The following is a 21,831-nucleotide window of genomic DNA, read 5'->3' as shown; positions in this document are numbered from 1 at the left end:
GGCAACCGCGCCGTCCCCTCGCTGGCATGACCGGCCCGCGCATCCTGCCCGCAACCACGGGCGACATTCTGCTGATCTGCGATCACGCGTCGAACGCGGTGCCTGTCGGGGTCGAGCTCGGCATCGCGCCCGACTTGCTCGACAAACACATTGCGATCGATCTTGGCAGCGCCGCGCTGACCGAAGCGTTGGCGGAAGCGCTCGATGCACCGGCCATCCTTGCCAGCGTGTCGCGTCTGGTGATCGACCTCAACCGCCCGCTCGATTCTCCGGGCTTGATCCCCGGCACCAGCGATGGCCACGCCATTCCCGGCAATGCCATCGCCGAGCGCGACGACCGCATCGCTCGCTTTTATGTGCCTTATCACGAGGCCATCGACGCCGCGATCGCGGCGCGGCGACCGGTTCTGCTTGCGGCGATCCATAGCTTCACGCCACAGCTCGAAAGCGGGAGCGGCGCGGTTCGTCCCTGGGAAATCGGTATCCTGTCGAACAACGACCGTCGCGCCGCCGAGATCGCGCTGCCGCTGCTGAGGGCGCAGGGCCTGGTCACCGGCGACAATGAACCCTATTCGGGCCGCCTGCTCAACGCGACGCTCGACCGGCATGGGGAAGGCAACGGGATTGCCAGCCTTTCGATCGAAATCCGCAACGATCTGATCGCGGACGCGGGCGGCGTGGCGCGGTGGGTCACGATCCTCACGCCAATTTTGATCGAAATACGTAACAGACTTGCGTCGAACGGGGGTTTGGCGACATAGGCTTTCGCCATGACTCGCACCTTCGACAAAGCCAAGCTTCCCAGCCGTCACGTTTCGGTTGGGCCAGAACGCTCACCCCATCGCAGCTATTATTATGCGATGGGCATCGCCGAGGCGGACATCGCCAAGCCGTTCGTCGCGCTCGCCTCGGCTGGAAACAACTCCGCGCCGTGCAACACCAAGCTGGACGAACAGGCCGATGCCGCGCAGGCGGGCGTCATCACCGGCGGCGGAATGCCGCGCCGTTTCAACACCATAACCGTCACCGATGGCATCGCCATGGGGCATCAGGGGATGAAATCCTCGCTCGTCAGCCGCGAAGTGATCGCCGATTCGGTCGAGCTCAGCGTGCGCGGCCATTGCTACGACGCGCTCGTCGGCTTTGCCGGGTGCGACAAGTCGCTGCCGGGCATGATGATGGCGATGCTGCGCCTCAACGTGCCGAGCATCTTCGTCTATGGCGGATCGATCCTGCCCGGTCGCTTCCATGATCGCGACGTCACCGTCGTCGATGTGTTCGAGGCGGTCGGCCAATATGCGGCGGGCGGCTGTCCGCTGCAGGAACTGATCGAGCTCGAAAAGGTCGCGTGCCCCGGGCACGGCGCGTGCGGCGGTCAATTCACTGCCAACACAATGGCTTGTGTGGGCGAGGCGATCGGCCTCTCGCTGCCCAATTCGAACATGATGCCCGCCCCCTATCGCGGCCGCGACGAGATTGCGATCGCAGCGGGCGAGCAGGTGATGGAACTGATCGCGCGCAACATCCGCCCGCGCGACATCTGCACGCGCGAAGCCTTCATCAACGCAGCGCGCGTTGTCGCGGCGACCGGCGGATCGACCAACGCCGCCTTGCATTTGCCTGCGATGGCCAATGAAGCGGGCATCGAGTTCGATCTGTTTGACGTGGCGGAGGCCTTTAAATCAACGCCTTATATCGCCGATCTCAAGCCCGGCGGTAAGTATGTCGCCAAGGACATGTATGAGGCGGGCGGCGTCTACATGCTGATGAAGACGATGCTCGAAGGCGGCTTCCTCGACGGCAATTGCCTGACCGTGACGGGCAAGACGCTCGGCGAAAACATCGATCAGGTCACCTGGAACCCCGACCAGAAGGTCATTTACGACGTCAAGGCACCGCTATCGGCGACCGGCGGCGTGGTCGGTTTGCGCGGCACGCTCGCGCCCGATGGCGCGATCGTGAAGGTCGCGGGGATGCACCGGTTGCAGTTCACCGGCCCGGCCCGCGTGTTCGATTGCGAGGAAGAGTGTTTCGCTGCGGTCGAGGCGCGCCAGATCAACGAGGGCGAAGTCATCATCATCCGCTATGAAGGCCCCAAGGGCGGGCCGGGCATGCGCGAGATGCTGTCGACCACCGCCGCGCTTTACGGTCTTGGGCTGGGTGAAAAGGTCGCGTTGATCACCGACGGTCGCTTCTCGGGCGGCACGCGCGGCTTCTGCATCGGCCATGTCGGGCCGGAAGCCGCCGAGGGCGGGCCGATCGGGCTGGTCGAGGACGGTGACATCATCCGCATCGATGCCGAAGCGGGCACGATCGACCTTGACGTCGATCCGCAAACGCTGGCGGCCCGCAAGGCGGCATGGGTGCCGCGCGTCAATGATTACCAGGCGGGCGCGCTGTGGCGCTATTCCCAGACGGTCGGGCCTGCCTATAAGGGCGCGGTCACGCACCCGGGAGCCAGCGCCGAAACTCATGTCTACGCGGATATCTAGTCTAATATTGCTGGCCTTTTCGCTCGCCGCGTGCGGCGAGCAACGCACCGACCACGCCACACTCGCCAAGATCGAGGCGGAGCAGCGCCAGGCGCGCGACGATAGCGGGAACATCGTCTGCGCGGAGCGCGGTTCCGCCGATTTCGCGCGGACCTGCACGGTCGACCGAAGCGAAACCGATGCCGGGCTGGTGCTGACCGTGCGCCACCCGGACGGGGCGTTCCACCGCCTGTTGGTGACCAAGGACGGACGTGGTGTTATCGCTGCAGACGGTGCGGAAACCGCCGTGGTGACGATTATCGCCAATGGCGAGATCGAGGTTGCCTTGGGCGGTGACCGCTATCGTCTTCCGGCCACGGTCAAGGGCAAGGCGGCGCGCGCCTCATGATCCCGATCGATGGTCAGCCGATTTTGACCGCAGTTGAGATGCGCGCGGCCGAACAGCGCGCGATCGATGCGGGAACCAGCGTCACCGCGCTGATGGAGCACGCCGGGGCGGGCGTGGCCGAGGCGGTGCGGCGGCTGGCGGGGAGCGCGCCGGTGCTGGTGCTGTGCGGACCGGGCAATAATGGCGGCGACGGCTATGTCGCGGCGCGGATTTTGCGTGCGAACGGGGTCGCGGTACGCGTGGCGGCGACGGGCGCTCCGACGAGCGAGGCCGCCATTCAGGCACGCGGCGGCTGGGATGGGGCGGTTGAAGCGCTTGGCGACGCCGCGCCTGCGCCGGTTGTGCTCGATGCCATTTTCGGGACGGGGCTGTCGCGGCGGGTCGACGATGCCATTGCGGCACCGCTGGCTGCGCTGGTGCAGGCGGCGCGGCTTTCGATCACGGTCGATGTGCCGACCGGCCTCGCCACCGACACGGGCGAGGCGCTGATCGATACTGTCAGCCGCTTCGATATCACGCTCGCACTGGGTGCGTTGAAACCCGTGCATGTGCTTGCTGCATCTGCTGAAACTTGTGGAACCGTGCGGTTGGTGGAGATCGGCCTGGAGACACGCAGCGCTGCGCGCGCGACGGTGATCGATCGCCCCACGCTGCGAGCGCCCGGCAGCGACAGCACCAAATATACGCGCGGGATGGTGGCGGTGGTCGGCGGGATCATGCCCGGAGCCGCCGCGCTCGCTTCGGAGGCGGCGATGCGGGCCGGGGCGGGCTATGTGCTGTTGCTGTCGGACACGCTGCCGGCCAACACGCCGCACGCGCTGGTGCGTCGAGCCTGGGCACCGGACGCGCTTGCGGACGCGCGGATCGGGGCGATCCTGATCGGCCCCGGTCTCGGGCGCGACGATGCGGCGCGATCCAAGCTCGCAGTGGCGCTGGCGAGCGATCGCCCGCTGGTGATCGATGGCGATGCGCTGCATTTGCTGGACGGACGGACCTTTCATGATCGGAAAGCGCCGACGATCCTGACCCCGCATGGCGGCGAATTTGTTGCGGCGTTCGGCGCGTGGAGCGGCAGCAAGGTCGAGGCGGCACGGTCCGCCGCAGCCTCATCGGGGGCGGTGGTGGTGTTCAAGGGGGCGGACACGGTCATCGCTGACCCTGATGGCAGCGTTGTGGTGGCTCCGCATGGCTCGTCCTGGCTTTCGACCGCAGGCACGGGTGACGTGCTGGCGGGGGCGGTCGCCGCGTTGGCGGCAAGCGATTCGCCGCTGGGGACGCCAGCGCGCGCGGCGGCAGCGGTGTGGATGCACGGCGCGGCCGCGCGGCGGTTGGGCGGGGCGTTTCTGGCGGACGACTTGGCGCGTGAAATATCGGTAATAAGGGCGGCGTTGTGAGCGATGTGATTGTGCGTGTGGCGGCGCGGGGCGATGGTGTGACCGCCGATGGTCGGCACGCTGCCTTTGCCGCGCCGGGCGATACGCTGACGCCCGACAATCTCGTGATTCCGGGGCCGCGCCACCAGACGCCGCCATGCCGCCACTTTCCGCTGTGCGGTGGGTGCCAGCTCCAGCATCTCGATGACGCAAGCTACGCCGATTTCCTGAGCGATCGTATTTCTGGGGCGCTTGCCGCGCAGGGGCTGACGGCACCGCTTCGACCGCCTTCACTGTCCCCCGACCGCACGCGGCGGCGTGCGGCGCTCCATGCCGAGGTCAAGGGCGGTGCGGTCCGGTTGGGGTTCAGCGAACCCGCCAGCCATGCGATCGTCGATGTGCAGGAATGCTGGATCCTGACGCCTGCGCTGTTCGCGGTGCTGGCGCCCTTGCGCAAACTGCTCGCGCGGGCACTGAAGGGGCGGGCGCGGCTGCATTTGACCGAGGTCGATCAGGGCATCGATCTGCTGATCGAGGGCAAGCTGGCCGAGGGGCTGGCGATTGCCGAAGGGATCACGGCGTTTTGCGGCACGCACGGTATTGCGCGCTTGGCGGTCGATGACGGGATCGGCCCCGAAACGCGCTGGGAGCCTGAGGCGGTGACGATCACGCTCGGTGGTGTGGCGGTGTCCTTTCCCTCGGGCAGCTTCCTGCAAGCGACGCGCGAGGGCGAGGCGAGCCTGGTTGCGGCGGTGCGCGAGGCAATTGGCGCAGTGCGGGTGAGCGCGGATCTGTTCGCCGGGCTGGGCACGCTGGCGCTGTCGCTGCCGGGCAAGGTGTATGCTGCCGAGGCTGGGCGCGATGCGATCTTCGCGTTGAAGGCGGGCGCGGCGCAGGCGGGCCGGGCGGTGTTTGCCGAGCATCGCGACCTGTTCCGGCGTCCGCTGACGAGTGCGGAATGCGACCGGTTCGAGGCGATCGTGCTCGATCCGCCGCGTGCGGGTGCGCGCGAGCAGGTGACGCAACTGGCGGCATCAAAGGTGCCGGTGATCGCCTATGTTTCGTGCAATCCCAGCAGCTTTGCGCGCGATGCGGAGATTTTGTGCAAGGGTGGTTACACGCTCGATTGGGTGCAGCCGGTCGGCCAGTTCCGCTGGTCGACCCATGCCGAGTTAGCGGCCCGCTTCAGCCGATAGCCATCAAGGATAATCTGCCCGCAGGAAGTACAGGCCGTCGGGCGGGGCGTTGAAGCCGAGTGCGGTGCGGTCGCGGGCTTCGAGCGCGGTGGTCATGTCGTCGGGGCTCCATTTGCCCTCGCCGACCAGCGCGAGGCAGCCGACCATCGAGCGCACCTGATGATGCAGGAACGAGCGTGCCGAGGCGAACACGCTGATCCGCTCCCCCTCCGCCACCACATCGAGCCGGTCGAGCGTGCGCAGCGGGCTGTCGGCCTGGCAATGCGCCGAGCGAAAGGTGGTGAAGTCATGCCGCCCGATCAGCCGCGCGGCACCGTCCGCCATTGCCGCGACATCGAGCGGGGCGGGGATGCGCCATGCCAGCCCGCGCTCGACCGTCAGCGGCGCGCGGCGGGTGACGATGCGGAACTCATAATGCCGCCCGATGCATGAAAAGCGCGCGTGCCAGTCATCGGGGACGATCTCGCAAGCGAGGATCGCAATCGGATCGGGCCGTAACTTGGCGTTGAGCGCCTCCATCAGCCGGAAGGGAGTGAAGATGCGGGTCAGGTCGAGATGCGCGCGCATACCGAGGCCGTGGACGCCAGCATCGGTGCGCCCGGCGGCGTGGACGGTGATCTCCTCCCCGGTGATCGCGTGCGCGGCGCGTTCGATGGCGGCCTGGACGCTCGCCCCGTGGCGCTGGCGTTGCCAGCCCATATAGGGGCGTCCGTCGAACTCGACCGTCAGCGCGAACCGCGTCAAAGCTGTGTGCCTGCAGGGATGGAGAAGCCGCGCAAGAGTTCGTCGGTGGTCATGACGCCACGCCCGGCGCGTTGCAGCAAGGTCGGGCGGATCGCGCCCCTGCCGCAGGCAATGGTGAGCAGCGCGTCGAGCACCACTCCCTCTCCCCGCTGGCGGGGAGAGGGCCGGGGAGAGGGGCTATGCGTATCGTCGGCGTTCTGCTGGACTGCCCCTCTCCCGACCTCGCTACGCTCGGCCACCCTCTCCCCGCTTGCGGGGAGAGCGAGAAGGTCTGCCGCCAGCACTTTGATGCGTTCGCCCTGAAATTCGACGAACGCGCCGGGCACCGGGTTGAAGGCGCGAATGTGCTGCTCGACCGCGTCGGCCGATTGGGTCCAGTCGATGCGCGCCTCAGCCTTGTCGATCTTGGCGGCATAGGTGACGCCGTCTTCGGGCTGCGCCTCGGGCGGATAGGCGTCGAAGTCGCCCAGCACCTGCACCATCAGCCGTGCGCCCATCGCGCTCAATTCGTCGGTCAGCGCGCCCGCGGTCTTGCCGTCGATCGCGGTCGTGTCACGCAGCAGCACCGGGCCGGTGTCGAGCCCGGCCTCCATCTGCATGATGCACACGCCGGTTTCGCCGTCGCCCGCGAGGATCGCGCGCTGGATAGGGGCCGCGCCGCGCCAACGCGGCAGCAGCGAGGCGTGGACGTTGAGGCACCCGCGTGCCGGCGCATCCAACACTGCGCGCGGCAGGATCAATCCATAAGCCGCAACCACCGCGACATCGGCTCCGAAGGCCGCGAACTCCGCCTGCGCCTCGGCGTCGCGCAGCGTGACCGGCGTGCGCACCGCAATGCCGAGCGCTTCGGCGCGGGCCTGCACCGGGGACGGGGTGAGCGCCTTGCCTCGCCCGGCGCGGCGCGGGGGTTGGCTGTACGACGCCACGACATCATGTCCGGCATCGACCAAGGCTTGCAGCACCGGCACCGAGAAGTCCGGGGTTCCCATGAAAATGATCCGCATGGCGGCGCTTTGCGATCGAGGGCCCGCAAACACAAGCCCCGTCACCCCGGCGCAGGCCGGGGCCGCTGGGACGGGTGCGCGGCGGTCGTTTTCAGCGCTACGGGACGGCCCCGGCCTGCGCCGGGGTGACGAACGCGGCGCAACCCCCTATCTGTTCTCCATGGCCTCTCCCGAAATCGAAGCGCTGACACAGGCCCTCGCCAAATTGCCGGGGCTGGGGCCGCGCTCCGCCCGACGTGCGGTGCTGCATTTGTTGAAGAAGCGTGAGGCGGCGCTGGGGCCGTTGCTGAGTGCCTTGATGGCGGTTGAGGAACGGCTCTCAACCTGTTCGATGTGCGGCAATATCGATACCACCAATCCGTGCGGCGTGTGCGCCGATCCGCGCCGCGATGCGCGCGCGCTGTGCGTGGTGGAGGAGGTGGCCGATCTGTGGGCGCTGGATCGATCGCGGCTGTTTCCGGGGCGGTTCCATGTGCTGGGCGGGCGGCTGTCGGCGCTGGAGGGCGTGCGGCCCGAGGATCTCGCGATCGATTCGCTGGTGCGCCGCATCGCCGAGGGCGGGATCGACGAAGTCGTGCTGGCGATGAACGCGACGCTGGAGGGGCAAACCACGGCGCATTACATCATCGAGCGGATCGAACGCTTTCCGGTGCGCATCACCCAATTGGCGCACGGCCTGCCGGTGGGCGGCGAGCTCGATTATCTCGATGAAGGCACGCTGGCCCAGGCACTGCGCGCGCGCCGACCGGTGGGGTAATTTAAGAAGATTGGGTTCGCGCAGAGGCGCAGAGGACGCAGAGATGGCCTTCTCCGCGTCCTCTGCGCCTCTGCGCGAACCACTCTTTCTTTTTCTTGAGCGCTGCCGCGCGGAGAAGAACGAAACTTGACGGACGCCTGTTGCTTTCCTAGCTCGCAGGAATGGCTGTCCTAGAAATTCTTGAAGTTCCGCATCCCGGTCTCCGCGCCGTCGCCAAGCCCGTCGAGACGGTGGACGATAGCGTTCGCAAGATCGTGTCCGACATGTTCGATACGATGTACGCTGCGCGGGGCATCGGCCTTGCCGCAACGCAGGTTGCGATCGAGCAGCGCATTGTCGTGATCGATCTGCAGGAGCCAGAAAGCGACGCGGAAGACGCCAAGCCGGTGCGCAAGCCGCTCGTCTATATCAACCCGGAATTGTTGTCGCTGAGCGAGGAAACCTCCTTCTATAACGAAGGCTGCCTGTCGATCCCCGAGCAATATGCCGAAGTGGAGCGCCCGACCCGGTGCCGCGCGAGCTGGCTCGACGAGCAGGGCGAGCGCCACGAGGCCGATTTTGACGGTTTGCTGGCGACGGCGTTGCAGCATGAGATCGACCATCTGAACGGCGTGCTGTTCATCGACCACATCTCCAAGCTGAAGCGCGATATGCTGCTCAAGAAGCTCGCGAAGCAACGCAAGGCGGCGTGACCTCTTCTCCCTCTCCCCTTCAGGGGAGAGGGTCGGGGAGAGGGGCAGTAACAACCATTGCGGTCAACACTGCCCCTCTCCCGCGCTTCGGCTTCGCCTCGCTTGCCCTCTCCCCTTCAGGGGAGAGGGAGCGGCTAGAACAGCCCCTCAATCTCACCCTCAGCCCCGAACCGGATCCCCTCCGCCGCCGGAACGCGCGGCAGGCCGGGCATCGTCATGATCTCCCCGCAGATCGCCACCACGAAGCCTGCCCCCGCGCTCAATCGCACCTCGCGCACCGGCACGACATGGCCGGTCGGCGCGCCGAGCTTGGCCGGGTCGGTCGAGAAGCTGTACTGCGTCTTCGCCATGCACACCGGCAAATGCCCGAAACCCGCGGCTTCCCACCGCGCGAGTTGCGCGTGGACCGAGGCATCGGCAATCGCTTCTTCCGCGCGGTAGATGCGGGTGGCGACGATGTTGATCTTGTCGAACAGCGATAGTTCGTCCGAATAGAGCGGCGCGAACTGACCGGCATTATGGTCGCACAGCGCCACCACCGCCTCGGCCAGCGCTTCGGCCCCGGCACCGCCCTCGGCCCAATGCGTGCACAGCACGGCTTCACAGCCCTGCTCGGCGGCGATCTGCTCGATCACCGCAAATTCATCGGGGGTATCGCCATTGAAGCGGTTGACCGCGACCACCACCGGCACCCCGAACGCACGGATATTCTCGATATGGCGGGCGAGATTGACGCCACCGCGCCGCACCGCTTCCGCATCGGGCGCGCCGAGATCGGCCTTGGCGACGCCGCCATGCATTTTCAGCGCCCGCACCGTCGCCACGATCACCGCGGCGGCGGGCTTCAAACCGGCCTGTCGGCATTTGATATCGAAGAATTTCTCGGCACCGAGATCGGCACCGAAGCCGGCCTCGGTGACCACATAATCGGCGAGACCCAGCGCGGTGCGCGTGGCGATCACCGAATTGCAGCCATGCGCGATATTGGCGAACGGGCCGCCGTGGATGAGGGCAGGGGTGCCCTCCAGCGTCTGGACGAGGTTGGGCTTGATCGCTTGCGCGAGCAACACCGCCATCGCGCCATCGGCCTTCAGATCGCGCGCGGTGACCGGCCGCCGGTCGCGGGTATAGGCGACGACGATTCGCCCGAGCCGCGCCTCCAGATCGTGCAAGTCACTCGCCAGGCACAGGATCGCCATCACTTCGGAGGCAACGGTAATGTCGAACCCGCTTTCGCGTGGGTAGCCATTGGCCGGGCCGCCGAGCGACTGGGCGATGTCGCGCAAGGCGCGGTCGTTCATGTCGAGCACGCGCCGCCACACGATCCGCCGCACATCGATATCGAGCGCATTGCCCCAATGGACATGGTTGTCGATCATCGCGGCCAGCAAATTGTGCGCGCTGGTGATCGCATGGAAATCGCCGGTGAAATGGAGGTTGATGTCCTCCATCGGCACCACTTGCGCATAACCGCCGCCGGTCGCGCCGCCCTTGGTGCCGAAACAGGGGCCGAGCGACGGTTCGCGCAGCGCCAGCATCGTCTTGCGCCCGGTGCGGTTCAGCGCATCGGCGAGGCCGACCGACGTTGTCGACTTGCCTTCGCCCGCTGGGGTCGGGCTAATGGCGGTGACCAGGATCAGGCGGCCTTGCGCGGTTGACGCGGGGAGGCGCGAAAGGTCGATCTTGGCCTTGAAATGACCATAGGGTTCAACCGCTTCGGACGGGATTCCGCCACGTTGGGCGATCTGCCCGATCGGTTGCAGGGTGGCGGCGCGCGAGATCGCAATGTCAGACAGCATGATACTGCCCTAACAAATCCATTCCCAAAGAGGGAGGATTTACGACACGGGGCCCCCAAGCTACAGGTTCGCAGAATGTTCCAGAGAGATTTCGTATGACCGGTGTGACGATGGCCTTGTTTGGAGTGGCGGCCCTGCTGGTTGGCCTGGCGATCGGTTTCCTGCTCGGGATTCGCGGTACGGCGCAGGCGCGCGCCGAGCGCGATGCCCGTAATGAGGATTTCAAGCGCGCGATCGTCGATTTGGCGAGCGCCGAGGAACGCGCGCGCGAAACCGCGCAATTGCGCACCGAGCTTGCCGCGATCCGCGATGAACGCGACGTCGCGCGGCTGGAAAATACTGCGCTCAAGACGCATAGCGCGGCGTTCGAAAGCCGCCTCGCCGAAATGCGCGAGGCCGATGAAGCGCGGCTCCAGATGGTGCGCGAAACGCATGAGGCGCGCATTGCCGAATTGCTCCACGCCAAAGAATTGCTCGCCACGCAATTTGCCGAGGTGTCGAACAAATTGCTCAACGAGGCGCAGGAGGTTTTCCTCAAGCGCGCCGACGAGCGGTTCCGTCAGTCGGAAGAAACCGCCGGGCAGAACCTCAAATCGATGCTCCAGCCGGTCAGCGAGCGGCTGCTCAAATATGAGGAAGCGGTAACCAAGGTCGAGAGCGAGCGGTTGAGCGCGTTCGACCAACTCAAAGGCCAGCTTGAGGGGCTGCGGATCGGCCAGGAAAAGGTATCGTCGGAAGCGGCCAAGCTGGTCAATTCGCTGCGCAACGCCCCCAAATCGCGCGGGCGCTGGGGTGAGCAGCAATTGAAGAACGTGCTCGAAAGCTGCGGCCTGTCCGAACATACCGATTTTCAGACCGAAGTGTCCGTTTCGGGCGGCGATGAGGGCGGGCGGTTGCGCCCCGATGCGATCGTCACCGTGCCGGGCGGACGCAGCCTGGTGATTGACGCCAAGGTGTCGCTCAACGCCTATCAGGATGCGTTCGGCGCGGTCGATGAGGCGGAGCGCGCGAAGGGCCTGGCGCTGCACGCTGCGGCGATGCGCGCGCACGTCAACGGGCTTGGCAACAAGGCCTATTGGAGCCAGTTCGCCGACGCGCCCGATTATGTCATCATGTTCGTCCCCGGCGAGCATTTCCTGTCGGCGGCGCTTGAACAAGACCCTACGCTGTGGGATTTCGCCTTTGAAAAGCGTGTGCTGCTGGCGACCCCGACCAATCTTATCGCGATCGCGCGCACGGTGGCGGCGGTGTGGCGGCAGGAGCGGTTGGCCAAGGAAGCCGCCGAGATTGGGCGGCTAGGCAAGGAAATGCACGACCGTTTGGCGAAGGTGGCCGACGACTTGCGCAAAGTTGGTGCGGGGTTGAACAGCGCGGTCAACAATTTCAACAGCTTCTCCAACTCGTTCAACGGCCGCCTGATGGTGACGGGGCGCAAGTTCCGCGATCTCAACATCGAAACCGGCGCGCGCGAGCTGGAGGATGTCGCCCCGGTCGAAGCGCTGGCGCGCTATAGTGACAGCGAACCGCTGCAACTGGCGGAGCCGAGTGTGGTGTCGGTGGGGGAGGCTGAGGCCAACACATAGGGGGGTGTACGCCCGCGCTGCGCGCTCTGCCTCCCCTCCCTGGAAGGGAGGGGATTGAGGGGTGGGTTGGCCCGTTATCGAGCGTGACACTCGCCATCAGCCGACCCACCCCCAACCCCTCCCTTCCAGGGAGGGGAGGAAGAAGGGGAGGAGCAAGCCCCCCACACACGCAAAACGCCGACACCCCTGCGGAGGTGCCGGCGTCCGACGTCTTTTAAAAGCGATCCAGGAGGGATCAGGCCTTCATGTGGCCTGCCAGGTGCTTGTTCATTTCGAACATCGTCACCTTGTCCTTGCCGAAAACCTTCTTCAGCTTTTCGTCGGCGACGATCTCGCGCTTGTTCTCCGGGTTCTGGAGATTGTGCGCCTTGATATAGGCCCACACCTTGCTGATGACTTCGCTACGCGGCAGCTTGTCGGTGCCGACGATCGCGCCGAGCTCGGCCGAGGGGGTGATGGGCGCGAAGATGCCGCCGGTCTTGGGCGCATCGCTCTTCGCGGTTGGGGTCTTGGCCATTATGTGTCCTTCCTGAGTGTCGTTACAACCGACATCGGTTTCACGCCTTGAATAGCGCTGCGCTCCTTGTGCGCTGCCTTTTTGCCCTTGTCACGCCTTACAATGCCCTGAAATGCGTCGGTTTCGGGGTTGTAACGCAAAAAGGCCCGCTCTCCGGTTCGGAAAGCGGGCCGTTACGCCACAAAAGCGTCGCTCAGAATTTGAAGCGGATCGTCCCGCCATAGGTAACGGGCTGGTTGGGATAGGCCGAAACGCTGCCCGATTGCGCCACCGACGAGAAGATCGTCGTGATATAGTGGTTGTTGGTGACGTTGCGGCCCCAGGCCGAAACTTCGAGCCCGTTCTCGAACTGCAGCGTCGCGGCAAGGTTGAGTTCCTTGACCTCGCGTTCGAGGGTGATGACGCCCTCGGCGATCTGCACCGGCGTTTGGTAATCAAAGTCGCCGCGCAGCAACAGCTTCATCCCGTGCGACAGCGGTTGGGTATAAGTGGCCCCCATCGATGCCGAGAATTCAGGGATGCCGGCCGGGCGTGTTCCGGACAGGTTGACCGGCCCGACCGTGTAGGTGCCCGCGACGATCGCGCCGCCATTGGGGAAGGAGTCGTATTTCGGGTCGAGATAGGTCACCGCGCCGTTGAGCGTCAGCCGCGGCACCGGGGTCACGCTGCCATCGAACTCGACCCCGAAGGTCGATTGCTTGGGCGCGTTGAGCAATGAGAAGCCAGTGCCGGTGAAGACGTTGCTCTGGAAACCGGTAATCTGCTGCTGGAACACCGCCATGTTGAAGGCGAAGTTGCGATATTGTCCCTTGATGCCGCCTTCGATCACGCGCGACTTTTCAGGGCCTGCAAAACGCGAGCCCGAGCTGAGATTGACGACGGCAAGCCCGGCAGTACGCAGCGCGACGAGATCCGCCGCAGTCGGGCGGCTGTCGCGCGAGAGGTTGACCGAGCTCGCCTTGAAACCCGTCGCATAGGTGACATAGGCGTTCAGGTGGTTGTCGAGCTTGTACGCCGCGCGCAACGTGTAGGAGAAGTTGCTGTCGCTGGTCTTGCCGGGTTCGACCGCGTTGGGCACGTTCTGGAACGGCGGCAGGAATTGCAGCGGGCGCAGCGCCGCGAGCGGGTTGGCCGCAGGGTTGTTCTGATTGGCGTTGGCGTTGGCCTGCGCACCTGCGTTGATCGCACTGAAGGCCGCCGGATTGGCACCTGCGAACGCCCCGATCTCGGCTGCGGTGGCCGAGCGACCAAGACCCAATTGCGTACCGATCAATTGGGCGAGGCCGCCCTGGTAGAGCAACTGGTTGCGGAACGGCGCATATTGCGGCGCATCGAAGTTGATGCCGGAAAATACGTCGGTGCTGACAACGTTGGTCGAGAAGTGCTTGCGGTCGTCGGTATAGTTGAACCCAGCGGTGAGCGTCAGCCGGTCGACCGGCTTGAAATCGGCGGTGCCGAAGATCGAGAAGGATTCGTCCTTCAGCGCATAGGATTCGTTCAGGCCGTCGCCGGTGCGGAAGAAGGTGCCGGTATATTTCGCCGGATTCCCTTCAAGCGCGCCAAAGGTCGTTTCCAGCGTGGCGACGCTCAATGCACCACCGGTCGCGCCCTGGATCAGCGCATTGCCATAGGGGCGGAATTGCGAACCGAACGTGATCTGGTTCTTCTGGTTGATCTTTTCGTTGAAATAAAAGCCGCCGAGCAGGAAGTTGAGCGGCCCCTCGAAATCGGTGGCGAGACGCAGTTCCTGCGTGAACGTATCGATCCCGACATTGGCCGAATTCCGCCCGATCAGATCGGCACCGGTGAAATCCGAATCCTGGTTGGTGGCACTCTTCACTTCGCGATAGGCGGTGATCGAGGTCAGTGCGACCTTTCCGAGGTTGTAATCGGCCTGAACCGATCCGCCGTAATTCTCGATTTTGTTGCTCGACAGGAAGTTGTTGTACACCTTGTACGAGAACACGTTCTGCGGATCGATCCCGTTGCCGCCGGCCAGCGCCTGGACGATCGCTCCGGTGGACCCATTGATGAGGTTGCCGGCCACGCAGCAGTTTTCGTCGATCTTGTCGTAATCGCCGATCACGCGGATCTTGAAATCGGCGCTCGGCTGGAACAGCAATTGCCCGCGAACGCCCCAGCGGTTGCGATCGTTGACGTTGGTCTTCTGCAAGGCGTCATAGGCGTACCCGTCGCGACGGTTGTAATTGCCGCCGATGCTGAAGGCGAGCGTATCGCTGATGGGACCGGTGACGGCCGCCTTCAGGACGACGGCGTTGTAATTGCCATAGGTCGCCTCGGCATTGCCCGCGAATTTGAAGGCGGGCTCGGCGGTGACGATGCTGATGATGCCCGCCGAGGCATTCTTGCCGAACAGCGTCGATTGCGGGCCGCGGAGCACTTCGATGCGCTTCAGGTTGGGCAAATCGGAAATCTGCGCGGCCGACCGCGAGCGGTACACGCCGTCGATGAATACGCCAACCGAAGGCTCGATCCCGGCATTGTTGGCACCGTTGCCAAAGCCGCGGATAATGAAGTTGGTGTTCGCCGAGCTCTGGAGCTGATTGACGCGCAGCGACGGCACGACGCTTTGCAAATCCTTCAGATCGCGAATTTGCGCTTGCTCGATCGTTGCGCCACTGGTTACCGACACTGCAACAGGCGTATCGAGCAACGTCTGCTCGCGCTTGGTTGCGGTGACGACGATGTCATCGCCATCGGGCGTGGTTTGGGGCGCAGGAGCCGGGGGAGGAGTGGTTTGCGACAGGGCGGGCGTGGCAGAAAGCATCGCCAAAGCCGACGCTGCAAGCAATTCGAACTTCTTCATGATGGCATCCCCTTGATGGTCAGCCCCAATCTCATGTCGGGTGCTGGTTTTCGAATGTACGGTTTGTGAAATAGCGTGTCGTTGAATCGCCCGTCAATGACATAATAATAGGGAAACTGCGGCATTCGCCCGCTGTGTTCAAAATAGAACAGTTTCCAGGGCGACTGGAATTCATGTTGCAGTACGGCGAAACGCATTTGCCGTAACGTCAATCGCACGGATCGGGGTAAGGGAAGATAATGAACGATAGTTCCGATGCAGGCGGCGACGGCGATCTGGTGGCCGGACCGGCGAAGATTCCGGTGCCGGAGGAGGTCGCGGCAGCTGTTCGCACGCTGATCCGCTGGGCCGGGGACGACCCCGCGCGCGAGGGTTTGCGGGAGACGCCGCAACGAGTCGCGCGGGCGTGGAAGGAATATTGTTCGGGCTATGCCGACGATCCGGCAGTCCATCTGGCGCGGATCTTCGAGGAAGTGGGCGGCTATGACGAGATTGTGCTGCTGAAGGACATTCCGTTCCAGTCGCATTGCGAACATCACATGGCCCCGATCATCGGCAAGGCGCACATCGCCTATCTTCCGGGCAATTACGTCGTCGGCATCTCGAAGCTGGCGCGCGTACTCCACGCCTTTGCCCGCCGCCTGCAAGTGCAGGAGCGGCTGACGGCGGAGGTCGCGGATTGCATCTGGGACAATCTCAAGCCGCTGGGTGTGGCGGTGGTGATCGAGGCGAGCCATGCCTGCATGACTGCGCGCGGGGTGCGGACGCCAGGCGTTGCGATGGTCACCAGCCGGATGATGGGTGTGTTCCGCGACGACGAACGCAGCCGCAAGGAAATCCTCGCCTTGATGGGATGCTGATCGCAATGCCGCGCACCGTGCTGGTGACTGGGGCGGCGCGTCGCCTTGGGGCGGTGATTGCGCGGCATCTGGCGGGCGAGGGCTGGCGCGTCGCAATCCATCATCTGCATTCGGCGGAAGATGCGGACCGGCTGTCGGCGGCCTTGCCCGGCTCAACGGTGCTGACCGGCGATCTGTCCGACGCGGAAGTGCCGGGGGCGTTGGTCGAGGCCGCGCGGGCGGCGTTTGGCGGGCCGCTCGCGGCGGTGGTGAACAGCGCGTCGCTCTTCGACTATGACACGCCGCCGCGCATCGGCCGGGCGTTGCTGCGCGACCATTATGCCGTCAATCTCGAGGCCCCGGTGCTGCTGGCCAACGCCCTGGCGGAGCAGCAGGATCTGATGGAGGGAGCGGTGGTCAATTTGCTCGACCAGAAGATCGCCAATCTCAACCCCGATTTCTTCTCTTATACCTGCGCCAAGCTCGCCCTTGCGGGCGCGACGACGATGCTGGCGCAGGCATTGGGGCCGCGCATCCGCGTCAATGCGGTGTCGCCCGGCCTGTCCTTGCCCAGCGCCGACCAGAGCGACGCCGAATTTGCCGCAGCGGCGCGCAAGAACCCGTTGCAGCGTCCGGTCGATCCCGTCGATATCGCCCGCGCGGTCGCCTTCCTGCTGGAGGCGCGGGGCGTGCAGGCGCAGACTGTGTACGTCGATTGCGGCCAGCGCTTCCTGCCGCGCGCGCGCGACGTGATGTTCGAGGGGCGGGTATGACGGTTCGGTTCACCACCATCCTCGAGGGTCTCGAAGTGACGATGGGGCTCGGCATCCATCCGCACGAACTGGCGGCGCGGCAGCGCGTGATCGTGTCGGTGCGGATGGAGGTGGTCTATCCCGCGCCGCCCGCCGAAGACCGGATCGATGCGGTGCTCGATTATGATTTCGTGCGCGCAGGCGTGCAGGCGCTGGTCGCCGACCGCCATTTCCATTTGCAGGAAACGCTGTGCGAGGCGATCGCGGCGCTGTGTCTTGCAGACCCGCGCGTCGAGCGCGTGACGGTGCGTACGTCGAAGCCGGACGTGTATCCCGATGCGGCGGTCGGGTGCGAGATTGTGCGCGGGCGGTAGCGCACATCCGGTCTTGTCCGATTGCCCCCGTTCGGGCTGAGCCTGTCGAAGCCCCCCTCGCCTGAAGCGAGGATCTGGGGCCTGCGAAGACGGGCCCTTCGACAGGCTCAGGGCGAACGGGAAGGGCGCTACGCCCTGTTCGCGGCGCTGAGCACCGCGCGCACCGAGGCGGTGGCGATATCGGCATCGATGCCGACGCCGAACACGGTGCGTCCGTCGCCGGTGCGGCATTCGACATAGGCCGCGGCCTGCGCATCGGCACCATGGCCGATGGCATGTTCGCTATAATCGACCACGTCGAGCTGCGGGCCGGTGGTTTCGCCGAGCGCCGCGATGACGCCCGAGATCAAGCCATTGCCGCGCCCGGAGATCGAGCGTTCCTCGCCATCGACCGCGACATGGCCGACGAACAGGCGGTCGCCGACGCTGCCGCTCTCATTATAATCGAGCAGACGGAAGCGATCCTCGCCGCGCGCCAGATAGGTCGCCTCGAACAGGCCCCAAATATCGCTCGCGTTCATTTCGCGGCTGGTCTCGTCGGCGAGGCGTTGGACGTGGCGGCTGAAGTCGGCCTGCAGGCGCTTGGGCAGTTTCAGGCCCTTATCCTGTTCGATCACCCAGGCGACGCCGCCCTTGCCGGACTGCGAATTGACGCGGATCACCGCTTCATAGCTGCGGCCGAGATCGGCCGGGTCGATCGGCAGATAGGGAACTTCCCACAGCGTATCGTTCTTGGCTTCCTGCGCAGCAAAGCCCTTCTTGATCGCGTCCTGATGGCTGCCCGAGAAGGCGGTGAACACCAGATCGCCCGCATAAGGCGTGCGCGGATGCACGGGGAGCTGTGTGCAATAGGTAACGGTGTTGACGATCGCGTCGATGTCCGAAAAGTCCAGTTTCGGATCAAGCCCTTGCGTGTACATATTGAGCGCGACGGTGACGAGGTCGCAATTGCCGGTGCGCTCGCCATTGCCGAGCAGGCAACCCTCGACGCGGTCGGCCCCCGCCATCAGCCCGAGTTCTGCGGCGGCGACGCCGGTGCCGCGATCGTTATGCGGATGCAGGCTGAGCGCGACGCAATCGCGGTTGCGGATGTTGCGGCCGAACCATTCGATCTGATCGGCATAGACGTTGGGCGTCGCGCATTCGACCGTGGCGGGCAGGTTGAGGATGAGCTTGTGGTCGGGCGTCGGGCGCAGCACGTCCATCACCGCCTCGCAAACCTCGAGGCTGAAATCGAGCTCGGCAGTCGAGAAGGTTTCCGGGCTATATTCGAAATACCAGTCGGTATCGGGCTGGGCGGCGGCCTGGTCGCGCAGGATCATCGCACCGTCGATGGCGATCTGTTTTACCTCGGCGCGAGTCATGCCGAACACGATCTTGCGCCAGGCCGGGCTCACCGCATTGTAGAGATGTACGATCGCTGCGCGCGCGCCGCGCAGCGACTGGAAGCTGGTTTCGATCAAATCGCGGCGCGACTGGGTCAGCACCTGGATCATGGTGTCGTCGGGGATGCGGCCGCTTTTGACCAGCCCCGAGATGAAATCGAATTCGGTCGCGCCGGCGGCGGGGAAGCCGACTTCGATTTCCTTGATGCCGACCTTGACGATCAGGTCGAACATCCGGGTCTTCTTCTCGGCATCCATCGGGTCGATCAACGCCTGGTTGCCGTCGCGCAGATCGGTCGAGAGCCAGCGCGGGGCGGTGGCGATCGTCTGCGACGGCCAGCGCCGATCGGGCAAGTCGATGGTGGGGAAGGGGCGGTATTTGGTCGAAGGGTCACGCAGCATGGTTGGTCTCGCTCGGTATCGCGGATCGACGTTTGGGGCGGTCTGTCCCTTAGGCGGGTCGCGGCGCAGCCCGTGGGCGCGCAGCGAGGGGCGCGCCTAAGGGCGCGTAAGTCGAAGCAGCGAAAGAAGCAGAGCCTGCGTCATGGTCGCGGCGCGTTAGCAAGTCACGGGGTAGGCTGTCCAGTCCGGGATTCAAACAGGCGGTCGAAAGGACTGTTGGGCAGGAACCACAGCACCGCCACCAGCATCGCGCAGCCGATGCCGAGCCAGGGCGAGACGAAGCTGAGCGGCATGCCCGCCAGATACAGGATGATCGCAACGATGCCCTTGCGCAGCGTCGCCACGTGATAGCGGCTAGCGCGTGCGCCCTGTACGCCGGTTGCGCGGATCACGCGCTGTAGCCAGGCGTAAGCGATGGCCGGGACGAACATGGTAACGAGATAGACGAGGGTCGCATCGCGGCTGAAATGCTGCTCGCCGAGATAGGCGGTCGAGAACGGCACCAGCGACAGTGCAAACAGCAGCGCCATGTTCGACCAGATCAGACCGTTGCTGACCACGGTTGCATGGCTGAACAGCCGGTGATGGTTCGACCAGTACAGCGCGACGTAGAGATAGCTGAGCGCGTAGGCGAAGAAGACGGGCCATTGCGACCACAGCTTATCGAGCCCCGCCGCGACCGGCGGGTGCAGCTCCAGCACCATGATGGTGACGATGATGGCAATCACCCCGTCCGAAAACGCCTCGACCCGGCCCACGCCGGGGCGGCCTTCGGTGTCCTCGGACGGGGGGATCGTTGGGCTCACTGAAGCTCGAATGCCGCGTTGATGACCAGCACGGTTTCATCCGACACGACGGGCACATATTTGCTGACGCCGAAGTCCGAACGATGGATCACCATGCGGCCGAGGAAGCCGATCGAAGCTTTCTTGCTCATCGGGTTGGTGGCCGCACCGAACAGCTTTGCGCGGAAGGTGACCGGCTTGGTCACGCCGTGCAGTGTGAGCGTGCCATCGACCGCCACGGCATCGGCGCTGAGCGGGGTGACCTTGGTCGAATGGAAGGTCGCGGTCGGGAATTTGGCGGCGTCGAACCAGTCGGCTGCTTTCAGCTCTTCGGTCAGCTTGGCGCTGGTGGTCTGCACGCTGGCGATCGGCAGGGTCACGTCAAGCTGGGTGACGGCGGGCTTCGCTGGATCGACCTTCAGCGTGCCGCTGGCATCGGAAAAGGTGCCGGCATAAGGCGAAATGCCGAAATGGCTGACGCTGAAAGTCACCTGGGTGTGGTGTGGCTCGACCGCATAGGTGCCGGCCTTGATGTCCGCGACAGTGCCTGCACCGTGCAACATCTCGGGCGGTGCCATCTGCGCGATGACGGGTGCACCAAGGAGCAGCACGGCGGCGGTAGCGGCGTAGAGATGGGTAAGACGCATTGCGGTTCTCCTGTTACGTGGCCCCCAAGTGCGGCGCAACAGGTGGCAGCGTCAAACGCTGTTTCGGCAACGATCCGTTTCGTGGAGGGCGCGTGATGCGCCCTCCACCATAGCCGAAGGAAACGCGGCTCAGTTCTTGGTCTGGTCCACCAGCTTGTTGGCACCGATCCACGGCATCATCGCGCGCAGCTCCGTGCCGACCTTCTCGATCGGATGCGCGGCGGCCTGCTTGCGCGCGGCCTTGAGTTCGGGCTGGCCGGCGCGGTTGTCGAGCACGAAGTTCTTGACGAAACGGCCCGACTGGATGTCGGCGAGCACGCGCTTCATCTCGGCCTTGGTCGCATCGGTGATGATGCGCGGGCCGGTGACGATGTCGCCATATTCGGCGGTATTGCTGATCGAATAGCGCATGTTGGCGATGCCGCCTTCATAGAGCAGATCGACGATCAGCTTGGTCTCGTGCAGGCACTCGAAATAGGCCATTTCCGGGGCATAGCCCGCTTCGACCAGTGTTTCGAAGCCGGCCTGGATGAGGTGGGTGATGCCGCCGCACAGTACGGCCTGCTCGCCGAACAGATCGGTTTCGCACTCTTCCTTGAAGTTGGTCTCGATAATGCCCGAGCGACCGCCGCCGACGCCCGATGCGTAAGCGAGGCCGATGTCATGCGCGTTGCCGCTCTTGTCCTGATGGATCGCGATCAGGCAGGGGACGCCGCCGCCGCGCACATATTCGCTGCGCACGGTGTGGCCGGGGCCCTTGGGCGCGATCATGATGACGTCGAGATCGGCGCGCGGCTCGATCAGGCCGAAATGCACGTTGAGGCCGTGCGCGAACGCGATCGTCGCGCCTTGCTTCAGGTTGGCGTGGAGATCGTCGGCATAAATGGCGGCCTGATGCTCGTCGGGCGCGAGGATCATGGTGATGTCGGCCCAGGCGGCGGCCTCGGCATTGGTCATCACCTTGAAGCCCGCATCGGTCGCCTTCTTGGCGGTCGCCGAACCGGCGCGCAGTGCGATGGCGATGTCCTTGACGCCCGAATCGCGCAGGTTCTGGGCATGGGCGTGGCCCTGGCTGCCATAGCCGACGATCGCGATCTTCTTGTCGGTGATCAGGTTCAGGTCGGCATCGGCATCATAATAAACGCGCATTATAGTCCCTTTCTAGCGCTCTCCCGCCGGGAGAGGATACGAAGACGTGGTGGCTTAGCCGCCTCGTCGGAGGTGGTGCGGGTGATGGGCTTGAGCACCGTCGCCCTCACCCTCCCACCGCTTCGC

The 21,831-nt window shown here is 64.9% G+C and carries 20 protein-coding genes; 11 read left to right on the top strand and 9 right to left on the bottom strand.

The window, feature by feature from the left end; genetic code table 11:
* The first annotated feature begins 26 nt into the window (after nt 1-26).
* The 5 genes from ACP7BL_RS04220 to ACP7BL_RS04200 are packed head-to-tail and all read left to right on the top strand — an operon-like array spanning nt 27 to nt 5,449.
* Nucleotides 27-761: an N-formylglutamate amidohydrolase gene (locus ACP7BL_RS04220; RefSeq protein WP_426257706.1), complete on the top strand. Its 735-nt coding sequence runs from the start codon at nt 27-29 to the stop codon at nt 759-761.
* Nucleotides 762-770: 9 nt separating this feature from the next.
* Nucleotides 771-2,492: a dihydroxy-acid dehydratase gene (gene ilvD / locus ACP7BL_RS04215; protein ID WP_426257705.1), complete on the top strand. Its 1,722-nt coding sequence runs from the start codon at nt 771-773 to the stop codon at nt 2,490-2,492.
* On the top strand, nt 2,473-2,880 hold the full coding sequence (locus tag ACP7BL_RS04210) for a hypothetical protein (protein WP_426257704.1): 408 nt from the start codon (nt 2,473-2,475) through the stop codon (nt 2,878-2,880). The genes ilvD and ACP7BL_RS04210 overlap by 20 nt, the downstream gene beginning before the upstream one ends.
* The gene (locus ACP7BL_RS04205) at nt 2,877-4,274 is read left to right on the top strand and encodes an NAD(P)H-hydrate dehydratase (protein ID WP_426257703.1); all 1,398 of its coding nucleotides are present in this window, start codon (nt 2,877-2,879) and stop codon (nt 4,272-4,274) included. Before ACP7BL_RS04210 ends, ACP7BL_RS04205 begins: the two co-directional genes overlap by 4 nt.
* The gene (locus tag ACP7BL_RS04200) at nt 4,271-5,449 is read left to right on the top strand and encodes a class I SAM-dependent RNA methyltransferase (protein WP_426257702.1); all 1,179 of its coding nucleotides are present in this window, start codon (nt 4,271-4,273) and stop codon (nt 5,447-5,449) included. Before ACP7BL_RS04205 ends, ACP7BL_RS04200 begins: the two co-directional genes overlap by 4 nt.
* A 3-nt stretch (nt 5,450-5,452) precedes the next feature.
* On the opposite strand, the gene truA is transcribed toward ACP7BL_RS04200, so the two are convergent.
* Nucleotides 5,453-6,193 carry a tRNA pseudouridine(38-40) synthase TruA gene (truA, locus tag ACP7BL_RS04195; protein ID WP_426257701.1) on the bottom strand — a complete coding sequence of 247 codons (741 nt, stop codon included), beginning with the start codon at nt 6,191-6,193 and terminating at the stop codon, nt 5,453-5,455.
* Complete coding sequence (gene fmt / locus ACP7BL_RS04190; protein WP_426257700.1) at nt 6,190-7,197, bottom strand: methionyl-tRNA formyltransferase; 1,008 nt, start codon at nt 7,195-7,197, stop codon at nt 6,190-6,192. Before fmt ends, truA begins: the two co-directional genes overlap by 4 nt.
* A gap of 160 nt (nt 7,198-7,357) precedes the next feature.
* Between fmt and recR the strand changes: the two genes are divergently transcribed.
* Together recR and def are read left to right on the top strand one after the other, a co-directional pair.
* Nucleotides 7,358-7,954 (top strand): recombination mediator RecR, encoded by a 597-nt coding sequence (recR, locus tag ACP7BL_RS04185; protein ID WP_426257930.1) that lies wholly within the window; start codon nt 7,358-7,360, stop codon nt 7,952-7,954.
* 161 nt (nt 7,955-8,115) lie between these two features.
* Entirely contained in the window at nt 8,116-8,646 is a 531-nt protein-coding gene (gene def / locus ACP7BL_RS04180) for a peptide deformylase (RefSeq protein ID WP_209610943.1), read from the top strand.
* Between the two features lie 134 nt (nt 8,647-8,780).
* Here def and ACP7BL_RS04175 read toward each other — a convergent pair whose 3' ends face one another.
* A complete protein-coding gene (locus tag ACP7BL_RS04175; protein WP_426257699.1) occupies nt 8,781-10,445 on the bottom strand; it encodes a formate--tetrahydrofolate ligase in 1,665 nt (554 codons plus the stop codon).
* Nucleotides 10,446-10,540: 95 nt separating this feature from the next.
* On the opposite strand from ACP7BL_RS04175, the gene rmuC reads away from it, so the two are divergent.
* The gene (rmuC, locus tag ACP7BL_RS04170; RefSeq protein WP_426257698.1) at nt 10,541-12,028 is read left to right on the top strand and encodes a DNA recombination protein RmuC; all 1,488 of its coding nucleotides are present in this window, start codon (nt 10,541-10,543) and stop codon (nt 12,026-12,028) included.
* A 235-nt stretch (nt 12,029-12,263) separates the two neighbouring features.
* Here the strand turns inward: rmuC and ACP7BL_RS04165 are convergent, their stop codons facing one another.
* Together ACP7BL_RS04165 and ACP7BL_RS04160 are read right to left on the bottom strand one after the other, a co-directional pair.
* A complete protein-coding gene (locus ACP7BL_RS04165; protein WP_010403256.1) occupies nt 12,264-12,545 on the bottom strand; it encodes an SWIB/MDM2 domain-containing protein in 282 nt (93 codons plus the stop codon).
* Nucleotides 12,546-12,738: 193 nt separating this feature from the next.
* Nucleotides 12,739-15,372: a TonB-dependent receptor gene (locus ACP7BL_RS04160; RefSeq protein WP_033965010.1), complete on the bottom strand. Its 2,634-nt coding sequence runs from the start codon at nt 15,370-15,372 to the stop codon at nt 12,739-12,741.
* A gap of 239 nt (nt 15,373-15,611) precedes the next feature.
* Between ACP7BL_RS04160 and folE the strand changes: the two genes are divergently transcribed.
* Genes folE through ACP7BL_RS04145 form a run of 3 tightly spaced genes read left to right on the top strand, consistent with a single transcriptional unit; the run spans nt 15,612 to nt 17,337 of the window.
* On the top strand, nt 15,612-16,232 hold the full coding sequence (gene folE, locus ACP7BL_RS04155; RefSeq protein WP_033965008.1) for a GTP cyclohydrolase I FolE: 621 nt from the start codon (nt 15,612-15,614) through the stop codon (nt 16,230-16,232).
* Complete coding sequence (locus ACP7BL_RS04150) at nt 16,226-16,984, top strand: SDR family oxidoreductase (protein ID WP_426257697.1); 759 nt, start codon at nt 16,226-16,228, stop codon at nt 16,982-16,984. Before folE ends, ACP7BL_RS04150 begins: the two co-directional genes overlap by 7 nt.
* A complete protein-coding gene (locus tag ACP7BL_RS04145) occupies nt 16,981-17,337 on the top strand; it encodes a dihydroneopterin aldolase (protein ID WP_126845723.1) in 357 nt (118 codons plus the stop codon). The genes ACP7BL_RS04150 and ACP7BL_RS04145 overlap by 4 nt, the downstream gene beginning before the upstream one ends.
* 128 nt (nt 17,338-17,465) lie before the next feature.
* On the opposite strand, the gene leuA is transcribed toward ACP7BL_RS04145, so the two are convergent.
* From leuA to ilvC, 4 genes are all read right to left on the bottom strand, one after another.
* Nucleotides 17,466-19,124 carry a 2-isopropylmalate synthase gene (gene leuA / locus ACP7BL_RS04140; RefSeq protein WP_426257696.1) on the bottom strand — a complete coding sequence of 553 codons (1,659 nt, stop codon included), beginning with the start codon at nt 19,122-19,124 and terminating at the stop codon, nt 17,466-17,468.
* Nucleotides 19,125-19,288: 164 nt separating this feature from the next.
* Complete coding sequence (locus ACP7BL_RS04135; protein ID WP_341203303.1) at nt 19,289-19,930, bottom strand: TMEM175 family protein; 642 nt, start codon at nt 19,928-19,930, stop codon at nt 19,289-19,291.
* Nucleotides 19,927-20,556 carry a YceI family protein gene (locus ACP7BL_RS04130; RefSeq protein ID WP_137902578.1) on the bottom strand — a complete coding sequence of 210 codons (630 nt, stop codon included), beginning with the start codon at nt 20,554-20,556 and terminating at the stop codon, nt 19,927-19,929. The genes ACP7BL_RS04135 and ACP7BL_RS04130 overlap by 4 nt, the downstream gene beginning before the upstream one ends.
* Before the next feature lie 129 nt (nt 20,557-20,685).
* On the bottom strand, nt 20,686-21,705 hold the full coding sequence (ilvC, locus tag ACP7BL_RS04125) for a ketol-acid reductoisomerase (protein WP_426257695.1): 1,020 nt from the start codon (nt 21,703-21,705) through the stop codon (nt 20,686-20,688).
* Nucleotides 21,706-21,831 lie beyond the last annotated feature (126 nt).

Source organism: Sphingomonas sp. DC1600-2 (assembly GCF_049897605.1).
Taxonomy (GTDB): Bacteria; Pseudomonadota; Alphaproteobacteria; order Sphingomonadales; family Sphingomonadaceae; genus Sphingomonas.
Note: the sequence above shows the minus strand (reverse complement) of the source record. Positions and strands in the feature narration are given on the sequence as shown.